This is a genomic window from Fodinibius salsisoli (assembly GCF_026229185.1).
In the GTDB taxonomy this organism is placed as follows: domain Bacteria; phylum Bacteroidota; class Rhodothermia; order Balneolales; family Balneolaceae; genus Fodinibius; species Fodinibius salsisoli.
On sequence record NZ_JAGGJA010000001.1, the window covers coordinates 120,275 to 138,350 of the forward strand.

12 protein-coding genes are annotated in these 18,076 nt (G+C 46.6%); all 12 read right to left on the minus strand.

Translation table 11 applies throughout. From position 1 onward, the window contains the following. Nucleotides 1-22 precede the first annotated feature (22 nt). Nucleotides 23-1,498 (minus strand): sodium:solute symporter family protein, encoded by a 1,476-nt coding sequence (locus J6I44_RS00415; protein WP_265763950.1) that lies wholly within the window; start codon nucleotides 1,496-1,498, stop codon nucleotides 23-25. A gap of 73 nt (nucleotides 1,499-1,571) precedes the next feature. Further along, complete coding sequence (locus J6I44_RS00420) at nucleotides 1,572-3,176, minus strand: MGH1-like glycoside hydrolase domain-containing protein (RefSeq protein ID WP_265763951.1); 1,605 nt, start codon at nucleotides 3,174-3,176, stop codon at nucleotides 1,572-1,574. A gap of 100 nt (nucleotides 3,177-3,276) precedes the next feature. Beyond that, nucleotides 3,277-3,726, minus strand: coding sequence for a MaoC/PaaZ C-terminal domain-containing protein (locus J6I44_RS00425; protein WP_265763952.1), 450 nt, complete (start codon nucleotides 3,724-3,726; stop codon nucleotides 3,277-3,279). A 35-nt stretch (nucleotides 3,727-3,761) separates the two neighbouring features. Continuing rightward, complete coding sequence (locus J6I44_RS00430; RefSeq protein ID WP_265763953.1) at nucleotides 3,762-4,838, minus strand: Gfo/Idh/MocA family protein; 1,077 nt, start codon at nucleotides 4,836-4,838, stop codon at nucleotides 3,762-3,764. Next, nucleotides 4,835-6,085 carry an extracellular solute-binding protein gene (locus tag J6I44_RS00435; protein WP_265763954.1) on the minus strand — a complete coding sequence of 417 codons (1,251 nt, stop codon included), beginning with the start codon at nucleotides 6,083-6,085 and terminating at the stop codon, nucleotides 4,835-4,837. The genes J6I44_RS00430 and J6I44_RS00435 overlap by 4 nt, the downstream gene beginning before the upstream one ends. A gap of 19 nt (nucleotides 6,086-6,104) precedes the next feature. After that, on the minus strand, nucleotides 6,105-7,262 hold the full coding sequence (locus J6I44_RS00440; protein WP_265763955.1) for a CaiB/BaiF CoA transferase family protein: 1,158 nt from the start codon (nucleotides 7,260-7,262) through the stop codon (nucleotides 6,105-6,107). Nucleotides 7,263-7,296: 34 nt separating this feature from the next. Further along, nucleotides 7,297-8,478, minus strand: coding sequence for a CaiB/BaiF CoA transferase family protein (locus J6I44_RS00445; protein WP_265763956.1), 1,182 nt, complete (start codon nucleotides 8,476-8,478; stop codon nucleotides 7,297-7,299). 317 nt (nucleotides 8,479-8,795) lie between these two features. After that, nucleotides 8,796-11,738 (minus strand): glycosyl hydrolase, encoded by a 2,943-nt coding sequence (locus tag J6I44_RS00450; protein WP_265763957.1) that lies wholly within the window; start codon nucleotides 11,736-11,738, stop codon nucleotides 8,796-8,798. A gap of 12 nt (nucleotides 11,739-11,750) precedes the next feature. After that, nucleotides 11,751-13,790, minus strand: a complete 2,040-nt coding sequence (locus J6I44_RS00455; protein ID WP_265763958.1) for a rhamnogalacturonan lyase — start codon at nucleotides 13,788-13,790, stop codon at nucleotides 11,751-11,753. A 13-nt stretch (nucleotides 13,791-13,803) separates the two neighbouring features. Beyond that, entirely contained in the window at nucleotides 13,804-14,112 is a 309-nt protein-coding gene (gene rhaM, locus J6I44_RS00460) for an L-rhamnose mutarotase (protein WP_265763959.1), read from the minus strand. A gap of 12 nt (nucleotides 14,113-14,124) precedes the next feature. Continuing rightward, nucleotides 14,125-15,483: a sulfatase-like hydrolase/transferase gene (locus tag J6I44_RS00465; RefSeq protein WP_265763960.1), complete on the minus strand. Its 1,359-nt coding sequence runs from the start codon at nucleotides 15,481-15,483 to the stop codon at nucleotides 14,125-14,127. A 54-nt stretch (nucleotides 15,484-15,537) separates the two neighbouring features. Beyond that, nucleotides 15,538-18,066 (minus strand): glycoside hydrolase family 31 protein, encoded by a 2,529-nt coding sequence (locus tag J6I44_RS00470; RefSeq protein WP_265764420.1) that lies wholly within the window; start codon nucleotides 18,064-18,066, stop codon nucleotides 15,538-15,540. Between the last annotated feature and the right edge of the window lie 10 nt (nucleotides 18,067-18,076).

Below are 18,076 nucleotides of genomic sequence, written 5' to 3' on the forward strand. Positions count from 1 at the left end.
TAACTTAATAAATGGGATAACCTCACTTTTTGCTAAAAGACCTTCTCATTCGGCTGACAAATATCCCAACCAATAAAATGACCAACGTTCCGATCACAATAACCAGAAAGGTATGGAAAGGACTGCTAAACGCAGCGAGGTTGCCAGTCCAGCTTTTCGAGACCGACATCCAGAGAATAACCAGCATGCCGCAGCAGACCCCGGTTATGGCTGCCGGGTTCCGGGCACGAGATATCAGACCAAGCAAGAACAGTCCCAACATGCCCCCGCTGAAAATACTGGCGTACTCCCACCAGATATCAAGAGCACTCTGCGCCCCTATCATCAGAAGAGCCATCCCTGTTCCAATGATTCCCCAAACAAGAGTAGCTGTATATAGAACCCTCATGGCTTCTTTATCGCTGGCATTGGGACGCACATAGCGTTTATAGATATCCTCCAAAATCAGGGTAGCAGAACTATTGAGGCTGGAGTCCACCGTACTCATTGCCGCCGCAAAAATAGCAGCAATAATAATCCCGGTTATACCGACCGGTAATTCAGAAACTATAAAGTAGGGAAAAACCGAATCGCCCTCAATCCCGGCAGGAAGCAATTCAGGCTGCGCCGAATAAAAAACAAAAAGAGCCGTACCGATAAAAAAGAAGGTTGCGGATATCGGAATATAAGACAGAGCGCCTATCCAGACACTCATTTGGGCATCCTTATCAGAACGGGCGGTGATATATCGCTGAATATATCCTTGATCAATTCCAAAATTCTGCAAGTTTATCGCCATACCATAAACCAATACCACCCAAAAGGTTGGTTCGGATAAACTGCTTCCAAAACTTCCAAGACTAAATTTGTTGCTTTCCATAGCTACAGTAAAGAGCTGAGATATCCCTCCGGGCATATTAACCAAAAGGACTACAATGGTAATAATGGCTCCAAAAACCAGTACAACGGTCTGTACGGCATCTGTCCAAATAACGGCTTCAATCCCTCCCAATAGCGTATAGATAATTACAAGCACCCCTGTAATAATGATGATGGTCTGAATGCTAACGCCCAAAAACGTGGTCATGGTCAACGCAACCAGGTATAGAATGGTGCCAACCCGGGCCATTTGCGTTAATAAATACATAACTACGGCATAGGTTCTGGCCCAGGGCCCAAACCGATTTTCCAAATGATGGTAGGCCGATACTTCTCCAACCTTCCGGTAGAAAGGCACAAAATATCGGATGGCTATCCAACCGGCAATGGGTAAGGCAAAACTGAATACCAAAGGATTCCAGTTTGCCATATAGGATTTACCGGGATTGGCCAAAAAACTGATGCTACTGATATAGGTACCCACAATCGATAATCCAACGACCCAGCCCGACAACGAACGATTAGCGGCCATAAAAGCATCTGGCGTACGATTTTTACGGACAAACCACGACCCGAGAATAACAATTCCGAGCAAGTACACAATCAAAATTACGTAATCTACAACAGGTAGCTCTAACATCCCTTATTTTTTAATAAAAATTTCTTCCAATCCCCTTTATTGATCTGAAAGCGAGTAATTTCTTATTGCACCATTATTTCATCCCAACTTGCTGAACCGGATGGGCATCGGATGCTCCGGGTAGCTCACAAGTAGCTGGTTTTAACGTATCCGATTGATAGATCTGCTCTCCATCTGCAAAAATTCTCAATCCTTGTCCATTACCATACTTTTCTCCGGTCTTATCCCATTGAATAATCAGGATTCGGTCGTGGTATTTCACATTGTCCAACAAGAACCAGTCCCATTTTCCTTCAGGTATCAATGGCTTGACCACAACCGAATCTCCGGGCTGTGGTTTCAGTCCTATCAAATCATTGATAATCAAATCCGCAAAACCCGAATGGTTGTAATATCGACTCCGCGGGTTATCTCCTTTCAACCATTCACCGGTTTTCCCATCGAGATACTCGCCGATATAGGGCTTACCATTCTTTTCATGCGAGTTCGCATAGGTTTTCAGAACTTCAAAATAGTCTTCTTTTTGGACCGAATGATTGGAATAGCCAGTCAACAGCTTGGCCATTCCTTTCAGCGTTTGCGTCGTGGCAAAAGGCCATACGGCTCCATCCCACTCACATTCACCGGTACCATGCGTCCTGAATTCGGGATGTCTTCTTTCCGCTGTAGTCAATCCACAGGGTGCTAAAAATCCCTGGGGATCTTCTAACTGATCCCATGCCCGGGCAAAATTCTCTTTGTCGGCGGGCAAATCAAAATACCAGGGAATGAAACCTATTGCTTCGCGGGCGTCTGAGAGGGTACCATCCTCGAGCTGTGCCTTGAAGAACTGAGCATCCGAATCCCAAAGCTCTTCCCGGACCAATTGTTTCAGCCTGGATGCCTTATTTTGATAGGCCTCTTGGAGACTGTCACGGCCAATAAGGTCGGACAAATTCGCTAATGCCACCGCATTGCCGTACATATAGCTGTTAATAGTGGGGCGTGCATTCTTATCGGTTCGAGATCCACTGATCGATTCCTCCATGCCATCCCTGACATCGTACTGCCAGTACAACCCATTCGACAATCCTTTTTCCCGGTGCCATTGCCTATAATCCTGGTTCAGCTCATCGACCAGCGAAGACACAAACACTTCATCTTTATTGACCAGGTATCGATGGTATACTGCATCAGCCAGCCAACTGCTATATTTGTGAGCCTGCGGATTTTCTGCATACTGATCCCGAATAAGCCAGAATAGGATATATTCATCGATAAATTTATCATCGTGGAGCCATCGCCCCTCGTAAACATGATGCCCCAGGGCACAGCTAACGGTATTATACTTGCCGGCATGACTGACCGGCCTGATGAATTCAGTAAATACAAATCCTTCCGGGGTTTTCTTCAGATGCTTCCGGAAGGTCCACCAACGATAATAGTAGGTCTGCTCCAGGGTAGAGTCCGGGGCTTCAAAAAGCGGGATATTTTTTTCCAGCCAGCTATAGGATTCTTCATTTGATATATGATTGACTACGCCCTCCTCTTCCATTTGGTTAAAGTAAGACACGTACTCCTTTAGAGTACCCGTGGCGTCGTAAGACTCTTCCTTCGGAGCGTTACAACCCAAAAAAAGTACCAACATCCCAAATAAAAGAACATTTGAAAATAGATTCTGAGTTTTTTGATTTGTCATAGCAAATAGATTATCAATCACTTTTTATAAGTTATAATTGCGGCTTATAGTGAAACTGCCGCATAAACATTTAAAACGGTACCAGCACGGTGGGCAAACATCAGTTGGTATTCTTTCGGTTGACCAGTAACAGGTGATCGCAGGCCAGCACTATATCATCTTTTTGATTATAGACTTCGACATGCTCGGTTACCTGCCCCAATTCTGGTCGCTTGTAGTCCGATTTATCGGCAATCGTAATGACCGATCGGATTGTATCTCCGATATAAACCGGTTTTATAAACCGAAGCTGATCATATCCCTTCGAGAACGCTTCGGGATTTATCTCGTTAGCCGTCAGGCCAATGCCAATACTAAAGATTAGGGTGCCATGTGCAATTCGTTTCTTGAAAGGCTGGTCTTTACACCACTCTTTGTCCATGTGGTGAGGGAAAAAATCACCGGTTTGGCCCGCATGCATGACAATATCTGATTCTGTAATGGTACGTCCGAATGTTTCCCGGCTGTCATCCAACTGGTAATCCTCAAAAAAAATCGCTTTTTCACTCATCGCTTCCGTAATTATATTCTGGGTTCTCTTTTAGGTCATATTTTACTTCGATCCTCAATCCATGCTCCGCCGCGGTTATTGGAAATATATGCGCTCTCAGCTGCGGCCATGGTTTCCAGGGCATCATCTACACAGGTTGGAAGTGTGGGTGAGGAACCTTCCACAAATCTCATCAGGCTTGCCATCGTGCCAATAAACGCATCGGGAAACCAGCTTGTATCCAGCTTCTGAGTTTGCCACCGGGGTTCTTTGTCCTCTTCCAGTAAGCAGTATTCAAATTTGTCTGGCTTTCCCTTGGGATAGTCCAGCAGCAGTCCCATCTTTGCCTTAATTGCACCTTTGGTTCCTTCCCATTTGATAAAACTTTCCTGATTCTCAGGACCAAACTCATGGTCATGATTCGTATTGATAACCGCGTGGAGAGTATCTCCATAGTCAAATAAAAGGGTGGTTCTTGTGGAAGAAATTTCTTTAGCCGGATGCCTGAGCGTTTTAGCCATCACGCCCTTTGGTGTCCCCAGGAAAGAGCGAATCAAATCGATATAATGAATGCTGTGATACATAATTTCCAGGCGCGGATGGTCCATCAGGCTGGGAAATATTTCCCACGGAGTATGAGTTGTCAGTCGTACTTCCATGTCATAAATCTCACCAATCAACCCCTGATCGATAACCTGGCGGGCTGCACTTACAAAAGGAGCATACCGAAGCTGAAAATTAACGGCTGCGGTTAAGTTCTTGCTTTTACAAATCTGGTGTATCTCTTTCGCTTCATTATAAGAGTCGCCCATCGGCTTTTGAATCAAAACCGGAGCCCCATCCGGCAACTGTTTCAAGACCTTTCTTGATTGATCGGCCACCAGCGCAAGATCATAGACTGCATTTGACGGGGCCGCTGCTACGGCTTCGGCAGCGGAACTAAACACATGAGGAATATCATATTTCTCCGCAAGTTTTTGCGCTTTATCGACGGCAATATCAGCCAATCCATATACTTCAAAACCCGCTTTGCTGTAGGCCGGCAGGTGAGCATCTTTTACAATACCTCCAGCCCCGATAATAACTATTGGGGGCGGACCATCAGGCAACGGGGGCTTATAGTTTAGTTTCATGATCTCTGAGTAGCTGATATTTTCGAAATTGATTCTTGTGCCTCTTCCAGGATCCCCCTGACCGGGCGACTTGTATTCATCGTCTGCAAGACGGCCTCGTCGATCACTCCGGCCATTGCTGACCAATTGGTTTTACGGGGCAGCGTTTTTGCATTTTGATGCAAGGCTTCCAGCCGGTGGTAATAAGGTACTTCTTGATTCACTTCCGGATCATGCCAGGTTGAAAGGCGACAGCCGATGCCTCCCTTCATCGTAAGCAATTTGTCATTTCCCCTGGTTACTGCATATCGCAAGAACTCATATCCAATTTTTTTGTGTTGACTCCCCTTCCCCAACACATACAGCCAATACACATTCAGGGATACTTTTGTGCCGCCAGAACTACGGGGGATGGATGTTATGTTTACATTACCTTTCGTTTTTGATTCTTCGTGGAATTCACAAAGCGAGGCAAAACCAAACCAGTTCACCATCATCGCCACTTCTCCCCGGGCAAAAGCCATACCCGCTTTCACGGAATCGAAATCAGCACATTGCGGATGCACCGCCTGTCGATCCTGTAACAGTTTGCGGTAAAATTCCATACCCTCTACTGCTGCTGAAGTGTTAAGAACAACTTCGCCATTCGCGTTTGTAAGCTCCCCACCTCTTGTCCATACCTGCAAGGCAAAATCAAAAACGGTATTATGTCCATCCGGATAAGCCGCCCAGACTGATCCGTACAAATTGTCTTCGGGGCGGTGAAAGAAATGGGCGATATCTACGAAATCTTCCCATGTCTCCGGCGGTTTAAGTTCTTTTCTATACTCTTCTTTAAACTTTTGCTGTTCGTCAGGATCCTCAAAAAGATCAGTACGATAAATTAGGCACTCCGGTCCGTCATGAAATGGCAAGCCAATAATGTCATCCCCGAACTGCTGCATCTTCAATAGTGATTCGGACCATCCGTCCGGAAATTCTATCGGAGGATTGCGGTCGATGTAAGGCTTCAGATTTTTGGCAGCCTCCTTAGCATAAAGCTCTGCAATCCAATCGGTATTGATAAGAGCTAAATCCCAAGACCCGTTCTTTAGGCCCTCCTGCGCTACAGCTTCCCGATGCAGATCTTCCAGTTCCAGGGGTACGATATCTAACTCAAAGTCTGTGCCTCTATGGTGACAAAATTGCTCCCACATTTCCGCAATGGCCACTTCAAACGGCTCAAAGATCCGTACAGCCATTTTGAGAGATGTTGTTTGCTTTGACATAAATTCAATTCATCAATTCTCAATTCCTGCTAATGAGTTCTTTTCGGATACTCTTCGTGTGCTCCCCCAATTTTGGAGCTCCTACAGAAGATAAAAGAGGTTCACCATTAATTCTCAAGGGAGAACGAGTCGTCTGGGAAGTAAAACCATCCCCCATCTGCACCTTCTGGATCATATCCAACGCCTTAAATCCCTCGCTTTCTATAAGCTCATCCCAGGATAATACATCAGCACACCATATATCGGCCGGCTCCAATATTCTCAGCCATTCTTCGGTTGTTCGATCCCGGAGACGGTCAGCTAAAATTCTCTTTATTTCATCTCGTTGCTCATACCATTTCCTGGGATTGGTAAAAGCAAGCAGCTCCTCACATCCCAATAAATCACCCAACTCAGGAATTGATGCCATAGCCAGGGCCAGATAACCATCTTCCGTTTGATAAATGCCATAAGGCGCTCCCAAATAAGCATGAGCGTTATTTTTTTGCGATCGGCTGATCTTTTCTCCGCCATCCTCGTAAAAGGTAGTAATCGTTTCAAACTGGAAGTCCACAGCCGATTCAAGCATACTTACCCGGACAAGTCCTCCTTTTTGCTCCTGGTTGATGCCGCGCCGTACCAGGCAGGCCAGAAGCCCCTGGGCCAGGTGCACGCCTGTCAAAATATCCACAATCGACAATCCCATGGGAACCGGGCCATCACCGGCATTTCCGCTTAATCCTGTCATTCCCGACAGTGCCTGCACTAATAAATCCTGCCCGGGTTTATCCTTCCAGGGGCCTTCATTACCATATCCGGATATTTCTCCATAGATAATATCCGGGTTTACTTTTTGAACGGATGGATAGTCAAATCCCAGGCGCTGCATGACGCCAGGACGAAAATTATGAATAACGATATCAGCCTTTTTGATCAACGCCCATACTTCTTGCTTTTCCTTTTCATTTTTAAGGTTAGCGGTAAAGCTTTCCTTATTTCTGTTGATAGCATGAAATACGGATGAATCCCCATTCATCTTTACATTAGAAATATACAATTCGCGACATATATCTCCTGTTTTGGGACGTTCTATCTTAATGACTTTGGCTCCAAAATCTGCCAGTTTTAAACTCGCCGAGGGCCCCGACAAAAACTGACTGAAATCAACCACCAAAATATCTTCTAAAGGTTTCTGCATCAATTTAGAAATAATAACTTATAATTAATCAAATCTAATTCTCTTTCACTTCATGTATATTTTCTTCATACGTCATATCCAAAGCAAATTCTTTATCAATACCTTTGGTATGTTCGCCAAGCTGAGGCGCTGCAATTGAGCTGAAGAATCTCTTTTCATCAATACGGATGGGACAGCGAGTTGTAGTCAGTTCTTTGCCGTTTGTAAGTTCCAAGGTTTGATCCATATCTAATATTTGATAAGCCTTGTGATTGAGAAACTCCTTATATCCCTTTACATCGGCACACCATATATCAGCCGGCTCTAACTGGGCTAACCATTCGTCGGTTGATTTGGTTTTAAAAACTGCACGAAGTTTATCCATAATCTCATCCCGCCGATCAAAGTAATCCTTGTCAGAATAATCCCCCAGACTCTCTAACCCAACAATCTTTCCCAACTTATCGAGACCTGTCATTGCCAAGGCCAAATATCCGTTTACTGTTTTATAAATACCATACGGAGCTCCCAGGTAAGCATGGGCATTTCCTTGTTTAGCCCTGTTTGGCAATTTACCTCCATCATTCAAAAAGGTTGTAATGACTTCAAACTGTAAATCCAGTGCCGTTTCCAGAAGGCTGATCTCAACATGCGCTCCTTCGTTTGTTTTACCTCTTTGAACAAGCGAAGCCAAAATTCCCTGTACCAAATAATTTCCACATAAGATATCGATAACAGACAACCCAAAGGGCGTAGGTAAATCTCCCCGATCTCCAGACAAATAGGTTAAACCGGACATGGCCTGTATCAACAAGTCCTGGCCCGGCTTGCCCGACCACGGACCGTCAGTTCCGTAGCCCGATATTTCAGCATAAACAATCTGTGGATTAATTTTATTAACTCTTTTGTAGTCCAACCCTAAGCTTTCCATGACACCAGGCCGGAAATTATGCGTCATAACATCGGCCCGGGCAATAAGATTTTCTACTTTCTGAAAATCTTCTTCCACTTTTAAGTTGGCAACATACGATTCTTTATTTCTATTTATGGTATGAAATAAAAGACTGTTATCATCAACATACATACCTTTGATATCTATATTCCGACCCCCTTCGCCGGTTACCGGTGGCTCAACTTTTATAATACGTGCCCCCAGGTCGGCTAATTTTAAACCAGCCAAAGGGCCAGACATATATTGGCTAAATTCAAGGACAAGTAAATCTTCTAATGGCTTCACTTTAGGCGTACTTACATAATATTTTCTTTATTTAAATATAAAATCATTTTTCAATAATAAAAATATGTTGCTAAATTTTTATTTTAGGTATTTCAATTTCATTAAAATATCTGCGCTAAAGAGTGTTTATAAACTGAGAAGCTATTAAATTAAGACTGCAATTTGCTTAGCTCTCCGTTTTTAAAAAAACAGCAATGTAGGTCGAAATGAATATAGATTTTCCAAGACTGATGTCCCGTTGTAAGTGGATTATTCAGAAATCACTATATCAGCGGAAACCAATCAACAAATACCCTTAAAAATTTGAGACAGGAAACTTATTCAACAGATTTAACTGGAGTTAATTGTACAGGTCCCAGCAGGCCAGACTCTTGCGGCTTCCATTCGGAAGCATCAAACAACCCACTCTCATTTCTATTTTCTCCCAGTCGAGCGGGGAAATTTACGTTGTAAAACTTCTTCCAAAAGATATTCTCTCGCTCCATATATGCAATACGATTTTCCATTGAACTGGCAACTTCAACCGTAAGCGTACTAGATCCAGAATCATCAATTAACGTTGCAGGAATGAAAAGTTGATAAGGAGCTCCAATAACGGTTCCGACCTCCTCCCCATTGACAGTAACGCTTGCGCTCTCAGAAACTTTTCCAAGATCCAGTTGCCAACCCGCTCCCTCATGGCTGGGAACCTCGAACTCAATAGTATACTGAGCCGTGCCTGAAAAATTATGGTATTCGCTCCCCTCAAATTTCGTCCACGACTGAAGATTATCCGTTGTTATTTCATCCGGGATCACGGGACCGCCTTCTAAAAATTCAATGGTCCAATCACCCTCTATAGCTTTAGGCTCGCCTGTTACAGCAAGATAGTTATAGGTAGTTGAATGTGTCTCCCCACTAAATGTTTTAACAATGCGTGATTCTCCCGGCTCCAGTTGCAGATATATTCGTGTACTTCCCTCAGATCCTTTTTTCATTTTGGCATATCCTTTACCATTCTGCATTGGATCAAAAATTGCTGCCGAAGAAGCTTCCACGGAGAGCGGAACCCAACCGTCCACTTGTTTTTCGCTCCAATTAGTCACGAAATAATGATGCCCATCTTTGGAGGCCCGGCGGACGAACTCAAGCCCCTGGTCTGTCATCTGCTCGCGGTGAATCTTCCCTTCGCTTAACAACAAACTCAGGTCATCTGACAGCAGAACCTTTCCTTTTCCAAGCGAAGCGGATTGTAGTTGACCACTGTCTGTAAACTCCAGCTGGCCCAGCTGCTCCTTGAATGCTTTCTTATTCTTTTCAAGGTTGGATAATCCTGTTACCTTTTTTGGCAGCCCTTTGTACATCAGAATCGTGCTGCCACCCTGTGCAAGCCGGAGTATATTTTCCAGCGTCCCCAGCGGCATATACTCAACGGCCGGGACCAGAATCGTTTTATAGGTCCCGCCTTCAGTATTAATGGCTTCTCCTGAAGATTCTGATGCTGTAATCTGACGGTCGGATACAAAATCAAAAGTATAGCCTTCTTCCTGCATCAGGTCGGCCGCTTCTTTAAAGGCTGTACCTTCAAACTGCTCATCAATACCCCCGTCGAAATGCTGAAGCATGGCCCGGCCCGGTTCTGCCCATCGGTCGTGAATTGGATAATAAAGCAATACATCGTTGTCGGCGTTGCCGGATTGCAGGAACGACTGTACCCGCCCCACATAACTGTTGAAAGCTTCAAAATGGTCCCAAAAAGGATTCGCAGGCTGGTAGTGAACCGCCGCATAAAACAGCCAGCCCGGCCAGCGGGCTTCATCAGGCGAATAGGCGGTTCCATGATACACGATATGATTCACACCACTGATGAAGTACCGATCAACTGCTGTCTTCGTCTCGGCCAGTGTAGCTTGGAAATGTTCATCCAGCCAGGTCGCCGCCTCTGCTGCAATTAGCGGCTTACCGGTTACATTGGCTGCCGACGAAGCCATCTTGGCTCGCATAATATCGGTCCCCTCGGTCTCCGGGATATCACTGGATGCATACAGATCTAAGATGTTAGCGGGAGACCCATGTGCCTGGTTACGTATGACAGCTTGGTTATCTTTTGCCCAAGATTGCCACGGCCGCGTAAACCTATCCAACAGTAAATCAGAAATTGTTTCCCTGAAATCAGTACGCACCCTCTCGGATTCTGCTCCATCACGCTCTTCATCCAGCAGGGCCGGCAGGTGGTTGCGAAGATCGTATCCCCTCCGCTGCTTAAACTCTTCAAAGAGTTTCGGGGTCCAGGCCGCTTCCCCGGACGCATCATCCACTTCATACGAATCGTTAAAGAAGGCGCGTAAGGACGATATATCTTGCCCCTCAAAGGCTTGGTCAAATTTACTTAAATAGTCATCAAGGGCTTCTTGAGAAAAATGGTCGATCACCAGTCCTTCTCCGCCGGGGGCTGCCCGTTCCACCATCTTGCCATGCCAGCCCTGGTACAGAGCGTAAAGGATCCAGTTGCCCTGCGGCGCCTGCCAGCTCAGCTTGCTATCGCCATCAACATTTTCAGTCAAGTCTACTATTTTTCCGTCACCAGAATAAGCCATCACGGTTTGCAGCTCCAGCGGTTTTTCATAGCGGAGCTGACTAATAGCCAGAGACTGTAGATTTTCATTAGCTGAAACGGGTTCTTTGATATCTTTAATAGTGAGGTCCCGCTCCTCCGCTTGTTTTTGATCCGGATCGTTGAACCTTTTACCAATCATGCCGAGCATGGGCTCTTGCATGTACGTAAGGTCACGCTGAATATTTTGACCACCTTCGACATCCAAAATCTTGTACCGAAGATTTTTGCTGGCGTGCTCTTGCTCAGTCCACGGACCTCCAAAAGGCCAGCCAGTGCCGGTTGCCATATCGATTCCCAATCCCAAACGGTCCCCTTCCCGGAGCGTATGTTCCAGCATATCCATCCAATCTGAGGAAAGATAATTGATAAACTGGTCCTCGTAACCGGCGACTCCGTAGATGGGAGTAATCTCCACTCCCCCTATGTTCACGTTTTTCAGCTGCTCCAAATCGCTGGACAAATTTGCTTTATCCACGGCATTTCCTTGCCACCACCAGCGGGTCCAGGGTTTATTTTCTTCGGTAATTTCCGGCCAGGTGGGCTCTGTTTGAGCATATCCATCCAGCCCAAAAGAGAAAAGCAGAAAAGCAGTTAATAATCCTTTAAAGAAAAATTTTTCTATTTTTTTTGTAGCAAGCATATGATCAAAATTTTGGTTAGCCATATTTACAGTGGCCTATTGAACGATAGAAATATTCGGTTGTTTAGGGGTGGACATCTCCTCTCCGATATAGAAACCGGGATGTGGCGGCTGGTTATAAGCTACATTCTGCCAGGCAATACTCATCCGGTAGATGGGATCTTGCATGAGCGTTGTAAACCGATGCTGAGTGGGATTTGTAGTAGTATATATCCGAAGTTCTTCCCCATCCTCAGATCGCCAAATCACTTCTTCCCGCCAGTCGCCCAGCAAATCGGCACTCAAAGCAGGCGTAGCTTTTGTCCAGTTATTGGAAGTTGCCCCTTCTGCCTCAAGCAGCAAGTCCGTCGTTTCCTCTTCCCAATTCCATTTGGTAATACGATTTTCGGTTAACAGTTCCCGCTGCAGATCGCCATCCCACCAAAGCGCAAAATTACACGACGCTGGCTTCTGTTGGGATATCTGTTCTCCCTTCACATTAAAAAGACCTTCAATACCTCCACCCCGTACCCAAACTTCGGTTCCCGGATACCGCGGGTCAATATTGGCAGCCAGTCCGCGGCCAGGCCCTTCGCCTTCGTCGCTGGCTGTAACCGAAGGCTTTTTCCAGAGTATTTCGCCCGAATCGGCATCGCGCAGATTGGCCCCGGCATCATCAAAGCGCTCCTGAATATGAAACACTTCCTTTCCCGGATAGTTGGGATCCAGATTTCCAAAGTGCAAGGCATCTCCATGACCGATGCCCGTAGCATACAAACCGGTTCCATCGTCGTCAATAGCGGCTGCCCCAAAAATTATTTCATCTTTATTATCGCGATCTACATCGCCAATACTCAGCTGATGATTCCCTTCTCCGCTATAGGCTTTATGTCCGGGCATGCCATCTTCACTGTCAAAGGTCCACTGGTGGGTTAATTTGCCGTCTCGCCAGTTCCAGGCTGCCAGTACAGAGCGCGTGTAGTAGCCCCGGGTCATGATAAGGCTTGGACGCTCACCATCCAGGTAGGCTACACCCGCCAGGAAACGGTCCATGCGGTTGCCATATCCATCACCCCATATTTTGTCAAGCTGATCTCTTGTCGGGGTAAGCGTTTCCGGATGGCGCGGCGGAATGTAGTCGGTTGTAGCCAATGCTGCTCCCGTTTGACCATCAAACACCGTTAAATATTCCGGCCCCTCAAGGATATATCCCTCATCATTGCGGTAGTCCGCCTCTTTATCACCAATCACTTTACCCGTGCCATCCACTGTTCCATCGCCGGTTTTACAAGCAATTTCAGCTTGGCCATCGCTATCCAGGTCATACACGATAAACTGGGTATAATGAGCGCCTTCCCGAATATTCTTGCCCAAATTGATGCGCCACAGCTGTGTGCCGTCCAGTTCATAGGCATCCAGGATGGGCTCGTCGGTAAAGCCGGAGTGCGAATTATCATGCGAACGCCCGGTCATATGGACGACCAGCTCGTACTCCCCGTCGCCATCCAGATCACCTACAGAGGCATCGTTGGCTGTATATCCTTCGGGCGTATCTACCGGCACCGAAAGGTAGGGATGGGATTGATCAAACTGATACCTTTGGCTTGCCTCTCCTTCCTCGCCGTCAACAATAGGGCGGACGAAATAAGAAATTTTGCTTATATTCGCGGGGACTTTTTTATCCACAAAATTGGTGCCTTTTGAAAGCAGTGTTTTATTCAGCTTTTGAGGTGAGCCCCCGCCTGAAACACGATACAAATTAAAGGCCACATCAGGCGCATCTGATGCCAGCAGCCGCCAACTGATAAAGGCGCTGCCCTCTCCCTGGGGAATCGCTACAACACCCCGATCGAGCTGCTCCATATGCCGCTGTGCCTTCGATGACTGTACGAAAAAAACAATTAATATCAATGCTAACAGCCCCTTCATCATCCCCCTGATTACGGATAAAAACGCCGTAACCTTCCCCCTTCGAAGGGGGACAGAGACCGTGGAATGCCACAATGTGGCCCCGGCTTGCCGGGATTCCACAAGGGCAGGGGGATGACTGCCTTTTAATTTATCTTGGAGCCTTGATCTTTGAGATATCGTAATCATATGTTCAATAATATCATTTTAACTGAAAGACTTTTTTAAGCGGTTTTTCCACCGGGGAATTATCCGGATTAGTATCCATAATATCTTTCATGTATTTCCACCATTTTTGGACTACGGGATTGCTTGAAACATCCTGATGCTCATCCTCGAGCTCCTGGTAGGCAAATAATGTACCCGTCTCTTCATCCAGGTATATGAGGTATTTACGAATTCCGGACTCCGCAAGCAGCTGTTCCAGCTCCGGCCATATTTCATCATGTCGCCGCTTATACTCTTCTTCATAGCCCGGCTTCAGCTTCATCGTAAAGGCGTGTTGTTTCATAATCTTATCCTGTCATTCAATCGTATAATTTACGCTATCGGCATCCGCTGAAAACTCCTGTTCCAGCCTTTTCTTCATCCCAGCGACTTTCTTAGGATATTTATCCATAACATTGTTTATCTCTTGCGGATCTTCAGCAAGCTGGTAGAGTTCATAGTCCGGCTCTTCATCCGGATGTCGGGTTCGAATGATTTTCCAACCCTGCGTAATGAAACTTTCCTGCAGATGACCCCGAATATAAACCTCGCGTTCTTTCTCATAATCCTGATCCTGACCGGATACCTGAGGCCAAATATTTCGACCTTCAATACTACAAGGCTGGGTATCTACGCCCGCAAGCGCTAAAAATGTCGGCATCAAATCTGTTACATTTACTAACTTATTGAAAGCACCTTGGTTGAGTTGCCCATCCCAGTAAAGTACAGCCGGCACCCTTATGCCGCCTTCATAATTTGAGGTTTTCCATCCACGATAGGGCTGATTACTGCCCAGCGTCCGATTGGGACCAAACTTGCCGTCGTACTGCCAGTCGGGCACCCATTCCTCCTGGGCACCGTTATCACTCATAAAAAGCACCAGCGTGTTTTCTTCGAGGCCCTCTTTCTTCAGGGTTGCTATAAGCTGCCCTATGCCGTGATCCATATGCGTCATCGCCGCAGCATAATCCAGGCGCGAGGTGTCGCTAATAACCCCTTGATATCTTTCTTTCCACTTTTCTTCTTCCTGCAAAGGCGTATGCGGAGCACTGTAGGCAACCTGTAAAAAGAAAGGGCTATTCTGATCTCTTTTTTGGCTCAGCCAGTCAATTGCTTCCTGAGTAATCAGGTCGGTAGCATGCCCTTCTTCGTCGATCAGCTTGCCATTCTTGTACCAGCTGGCGTCGCCGTTTTTATAGTTGTGGGTATACTGATCAATCTGGCCGTGCAGGAAACCATAAGAATAATCAAATCCATAGGCGCCCGGACCACTTTCCGTGGTCAATCCCAGATGCCATTTGCCCATCAAGGCCGTTTGGTAGCCGGCTTGCTGTAATGCTTGAGGAAGAGTGGTGATAGAGTCGGGCAACGCCTTTTTGCTTCTGCCGCTTATGGGAACGACGATGCCCATTCTGCTGGCGGGCATCCCGGTCAGGAAAGCTGCACGGGTGGGCGAGCAGGTTGGAGCCACATAGAATCGAGAGAGAGCGACCCCACTTGATGCCATTGAATCGATATTGGGCGTCTCAATTTCGGATCCGTGATAGCCGACATCATTCCAGCCCGCATCATCGGCCATAATAACCAGAATATTGGGCCGCTGGGTCTGCTGCGAATCGTCTGATCCTGAACAAGATACGGTCAGCAAAGAAACCAGCAGAGCAATAACTGCCATAAAAAAACTACATTTATTGCTGTCATTATCTTGCACCATAGTACTGATAGATAATCATTTTTCGATTGTAGCCGTAATGTCATCGCTACTACTGCCCGAAAGACGAATGTGCAGCTGACCGGACTCCTCATCAAAATACCAAGCGGCACTATGTATGTCATCCCTAAACGCAGCCAAACTTGACGCAGAAGAAATTTGCGTGCCATCTTCTTCAACGGCATCGGGTTTGTCGTCAAGATGGACAAGCAGCTTATAGCCTCGCTCCGGCACCTCGTAATCTCCTTCGGGAGCTTCGACTCCAACCTCAATTTGATCATCAGAGTCCTCGGAGCTTATGGATGTTATAGCATATTCCCCGTTTTCGTAATCCTTGCTGCTTCCGTCATCATCATAGATCTCAAAAGAAGACGTTCCGTGGGGAAAGATCTCCAGCGTCAGCGTATCCGCGGGCTGCTCGCCCAGCGATTCAATATTATTTCGTTGTGGAAGGATCCCCCCAGCCTTGACAAAGAGCGGCAACTTTTCCAGTGGAGTCACAATATTATGATACTCTTTGCCTTTGTACTCTTTGCCGGTCCAGTAATCGTACCAGGTTCCCTCTGGCAGATATACAATGCGAGTCTTTGCCCCTTTGGTCGTCACCGGCGCCACCAGCAGGTTATCTCCTAACAGGTATTCATCATCAATGCCGTATACATTTTCATCATCCTGATATTCAAGCACCAGCGCGCGCATCAGCGGCATGCCGGTATTGTGCATCTCCCAGGCTTCGCTGTAGATATAGGGAATAAACCGATACCGCATGCGATCATACTTTTTGAAGATACGCTGAGCTTCCTCCCCGTAGTTCCAAGGTTCTTTGTAGCCGGGGTGATCCATCCCAAAAACATGCGCTATGGGACTAAACATGCCAAATTGCGACCATCGGATATATAGCTCAGGATCAGCTTTGTGCTCAAACCCACCCATATTGTGCGACCAGTAGCCCACACCAGAAAGGCCCATATTCAGTCCTGCCCGGATGACCGGCTCAAAATATTGCCACTCACTAGGCCAGTCACCCGCCCAGATGTATGGATACCGCTGGATACCGGCATAGCCTTCGCGCGTGAGATTAAATCCCCGCATGTTATTTTCTTTGCTAAATCGTTCAAACGGCACCTTGGCATAGGCCACCGGAAAGACATTGTGTAGTCGCTCGGCATCTTTGCCTTGTGGACCGACTTTATTGCTTTCATTCGCTTTACGTCCAAAGGCACTTCCCTCATCCGTTTTAAAGAACATCGCGCCCTGTTCCACCACCATGCTGACGCCATTCTCCCACCACCAATCTATGGCGGTAGAATCAAAGAAATTCACAAACTCACCGGAATTATCCGGCTCTGGGTAGACCATATTCGCCTCCCGGGCGCGATCCAGCAAGTTATACTTTTTTCCATTATCGTAACGGGGACGCACATGCAGGCCTACCATATCGTAGCCCATGGCATACAGACTGTCGAACATGGCCGTGGGATTATCGAAAGTTTCGCGCCACTCGAAAGTAGTAGAACCGTGGCCATTCTTTCCGAAGATGCGCCAGGTTGAATCCAGATGCAGGATATCGGCCGGGATGCCAAGCTCTTTAAACTTGCGGCCCAGATTGACCACATAATCGGTGGAGGTATGTTCCTCATGTCCCCAAGTGCCCCCGCTGTACGTTCCCACATTGAGTCCGTGGGTAGCTTTAGGCGTCAACGGAGACTTGCCGGTCACTTCAGTATAACTATCCAGGATGGAAGGGAATTCGGGTCCGTGAATAAAATAGTAATCCAATTCGCCAGCTGCTTTGAAGGAGTAACTATCTGGATTGGAATGCCCCATATCCCAGGTAGATCTATAGGGCGTATGGAAAAAGATACCGTACCCGCGCGTACTCATAAAGAAGGGTACCGGGCTGTAATTGGCCTCGAGAATGTTATAGGCACCAACAATATGCGGACGTCCCAGTCCCCGCCCTACATTCAGCTTAATCTTTTTACCCCGCTGATTGACGAAGTCCATACGTTCGCCGAACCCAAAAAACTGTTCTTCCGGGAAGAGCTTCTTCTTAACAGATACCGTATCTTGGTTCTTTACCATACCGCCTCCAGAACTGGCCAGCTTCTCTGTGGATAGTAACTCCCCACCTGACGAGTAAAAAGCGATTCGCAACGGAGCAGTTGAAACACGCAAGCGCAGATCGGTTGTCTCAAAATCATAAAAACCATCGCCCTCCGAAGACTCAACCTGCACCGGTCCCCAGTCATATTGGGTGACCATCCAGGGTTCCGGTTCCGCGAACTCTCCATCCCAACTGGCCCGCACCCGCACCATAGATGGAGTACAGAACTCCAGTTTAATATCGGCATTCGAAGTTGGAATCGTAATGATGTTACCTTCTTTTTCCCATTGCCCCACTGCATCTCCCGGTGTTACCTGGGCATTCACCGGGTTGGCTATCAAGAAACAAAAAACGATACTCATGACAACTGACCAAGAGGTCTGCAAATTCCAATTGACAGCTGATGCTTCTGTTTGACTATACTTCACCCAATAATTCATCTTCACAATT

Bases quoted from the DNA above. Each gene is read 5' to 3' on its own strand.
- J6I44_RS00415 (WP_265763950.1), bottom strand. From the start codon at position 1,498: ATGTTAGAGCTACCTGTTGTAGATTACGTAATTTTGATTGTGTACTTG.
- J6I44_RS00420 (WP_265763951.1), bottom strand. From the start codon at position 3,176: ATGACAAATCAAAAAACTCAGAATCTATTTTCAAATGTTCTTTTATTT.
- J6I44_RS00425 (WP_265763952.1), bottom strand. From the start codon at position 3,726: ATGAGTGAAAAAGCGATTTTTTTTGAGGATTACCAGTTGGATGACAGC.
- J6I44_RS00430 (WP_265763953.1), bottom strand. From the start codon at position 4,838: ATGAAACTAAACTATAAGCCCCCGTTGCCTGATGGTCCGCCCCCAATA.
- J6I44_RS00435 (WP_265763954.1), bottom strand. From the start codon at position 6,085: ATGTCAAAGCAAACAACATCTCTCAAAATGGCTGTACGGATCTTTGAG.
- J6I44_RS00440 (WP_265763955.1), bottom strand. From the start codon at position 7,262: ATGCAGAAACCTTTAGAAGATATTTTGGTGGTTGATTTCAGTCAGTTT.
- J6I44_RS00450 (WP_265763957.1), bottom strand. From the start codon at position 11,738: ATGGCTAACCAAAATTTTGATCATATGCTTGCTACAAAAAAAATAGAA.
- J6I44_RS00455 (WP_265763958.1), bottom strand. From the start codon at position 13,790: ATGATTACGATATCTCAAAGATCAAGGCTCCAAGATAAATTAAAAGGC.
- rhaM (WP_265763959.1), bottom strand. From the start codon at position 14,112: ATGAAACAACACGCCTTTACGATGAAGCTGAAGCCGGGCTATGAAGAA.
- J6I44_RS00465 (WP_265763960.1), bottom strand. From the start codon at position 15,483: ATGGCAGTTATTGCTCTGCTGGTTTCTTTGCTGACCGTATCTTGTTCA.
- J6I44_RS00470 (WP_265764420.1), bottom strand. From the start codon at position 18,066: ATGAATTATTGGGTGAAGTATAGTCAAACAGAAGCATCAGCTGTCAAT.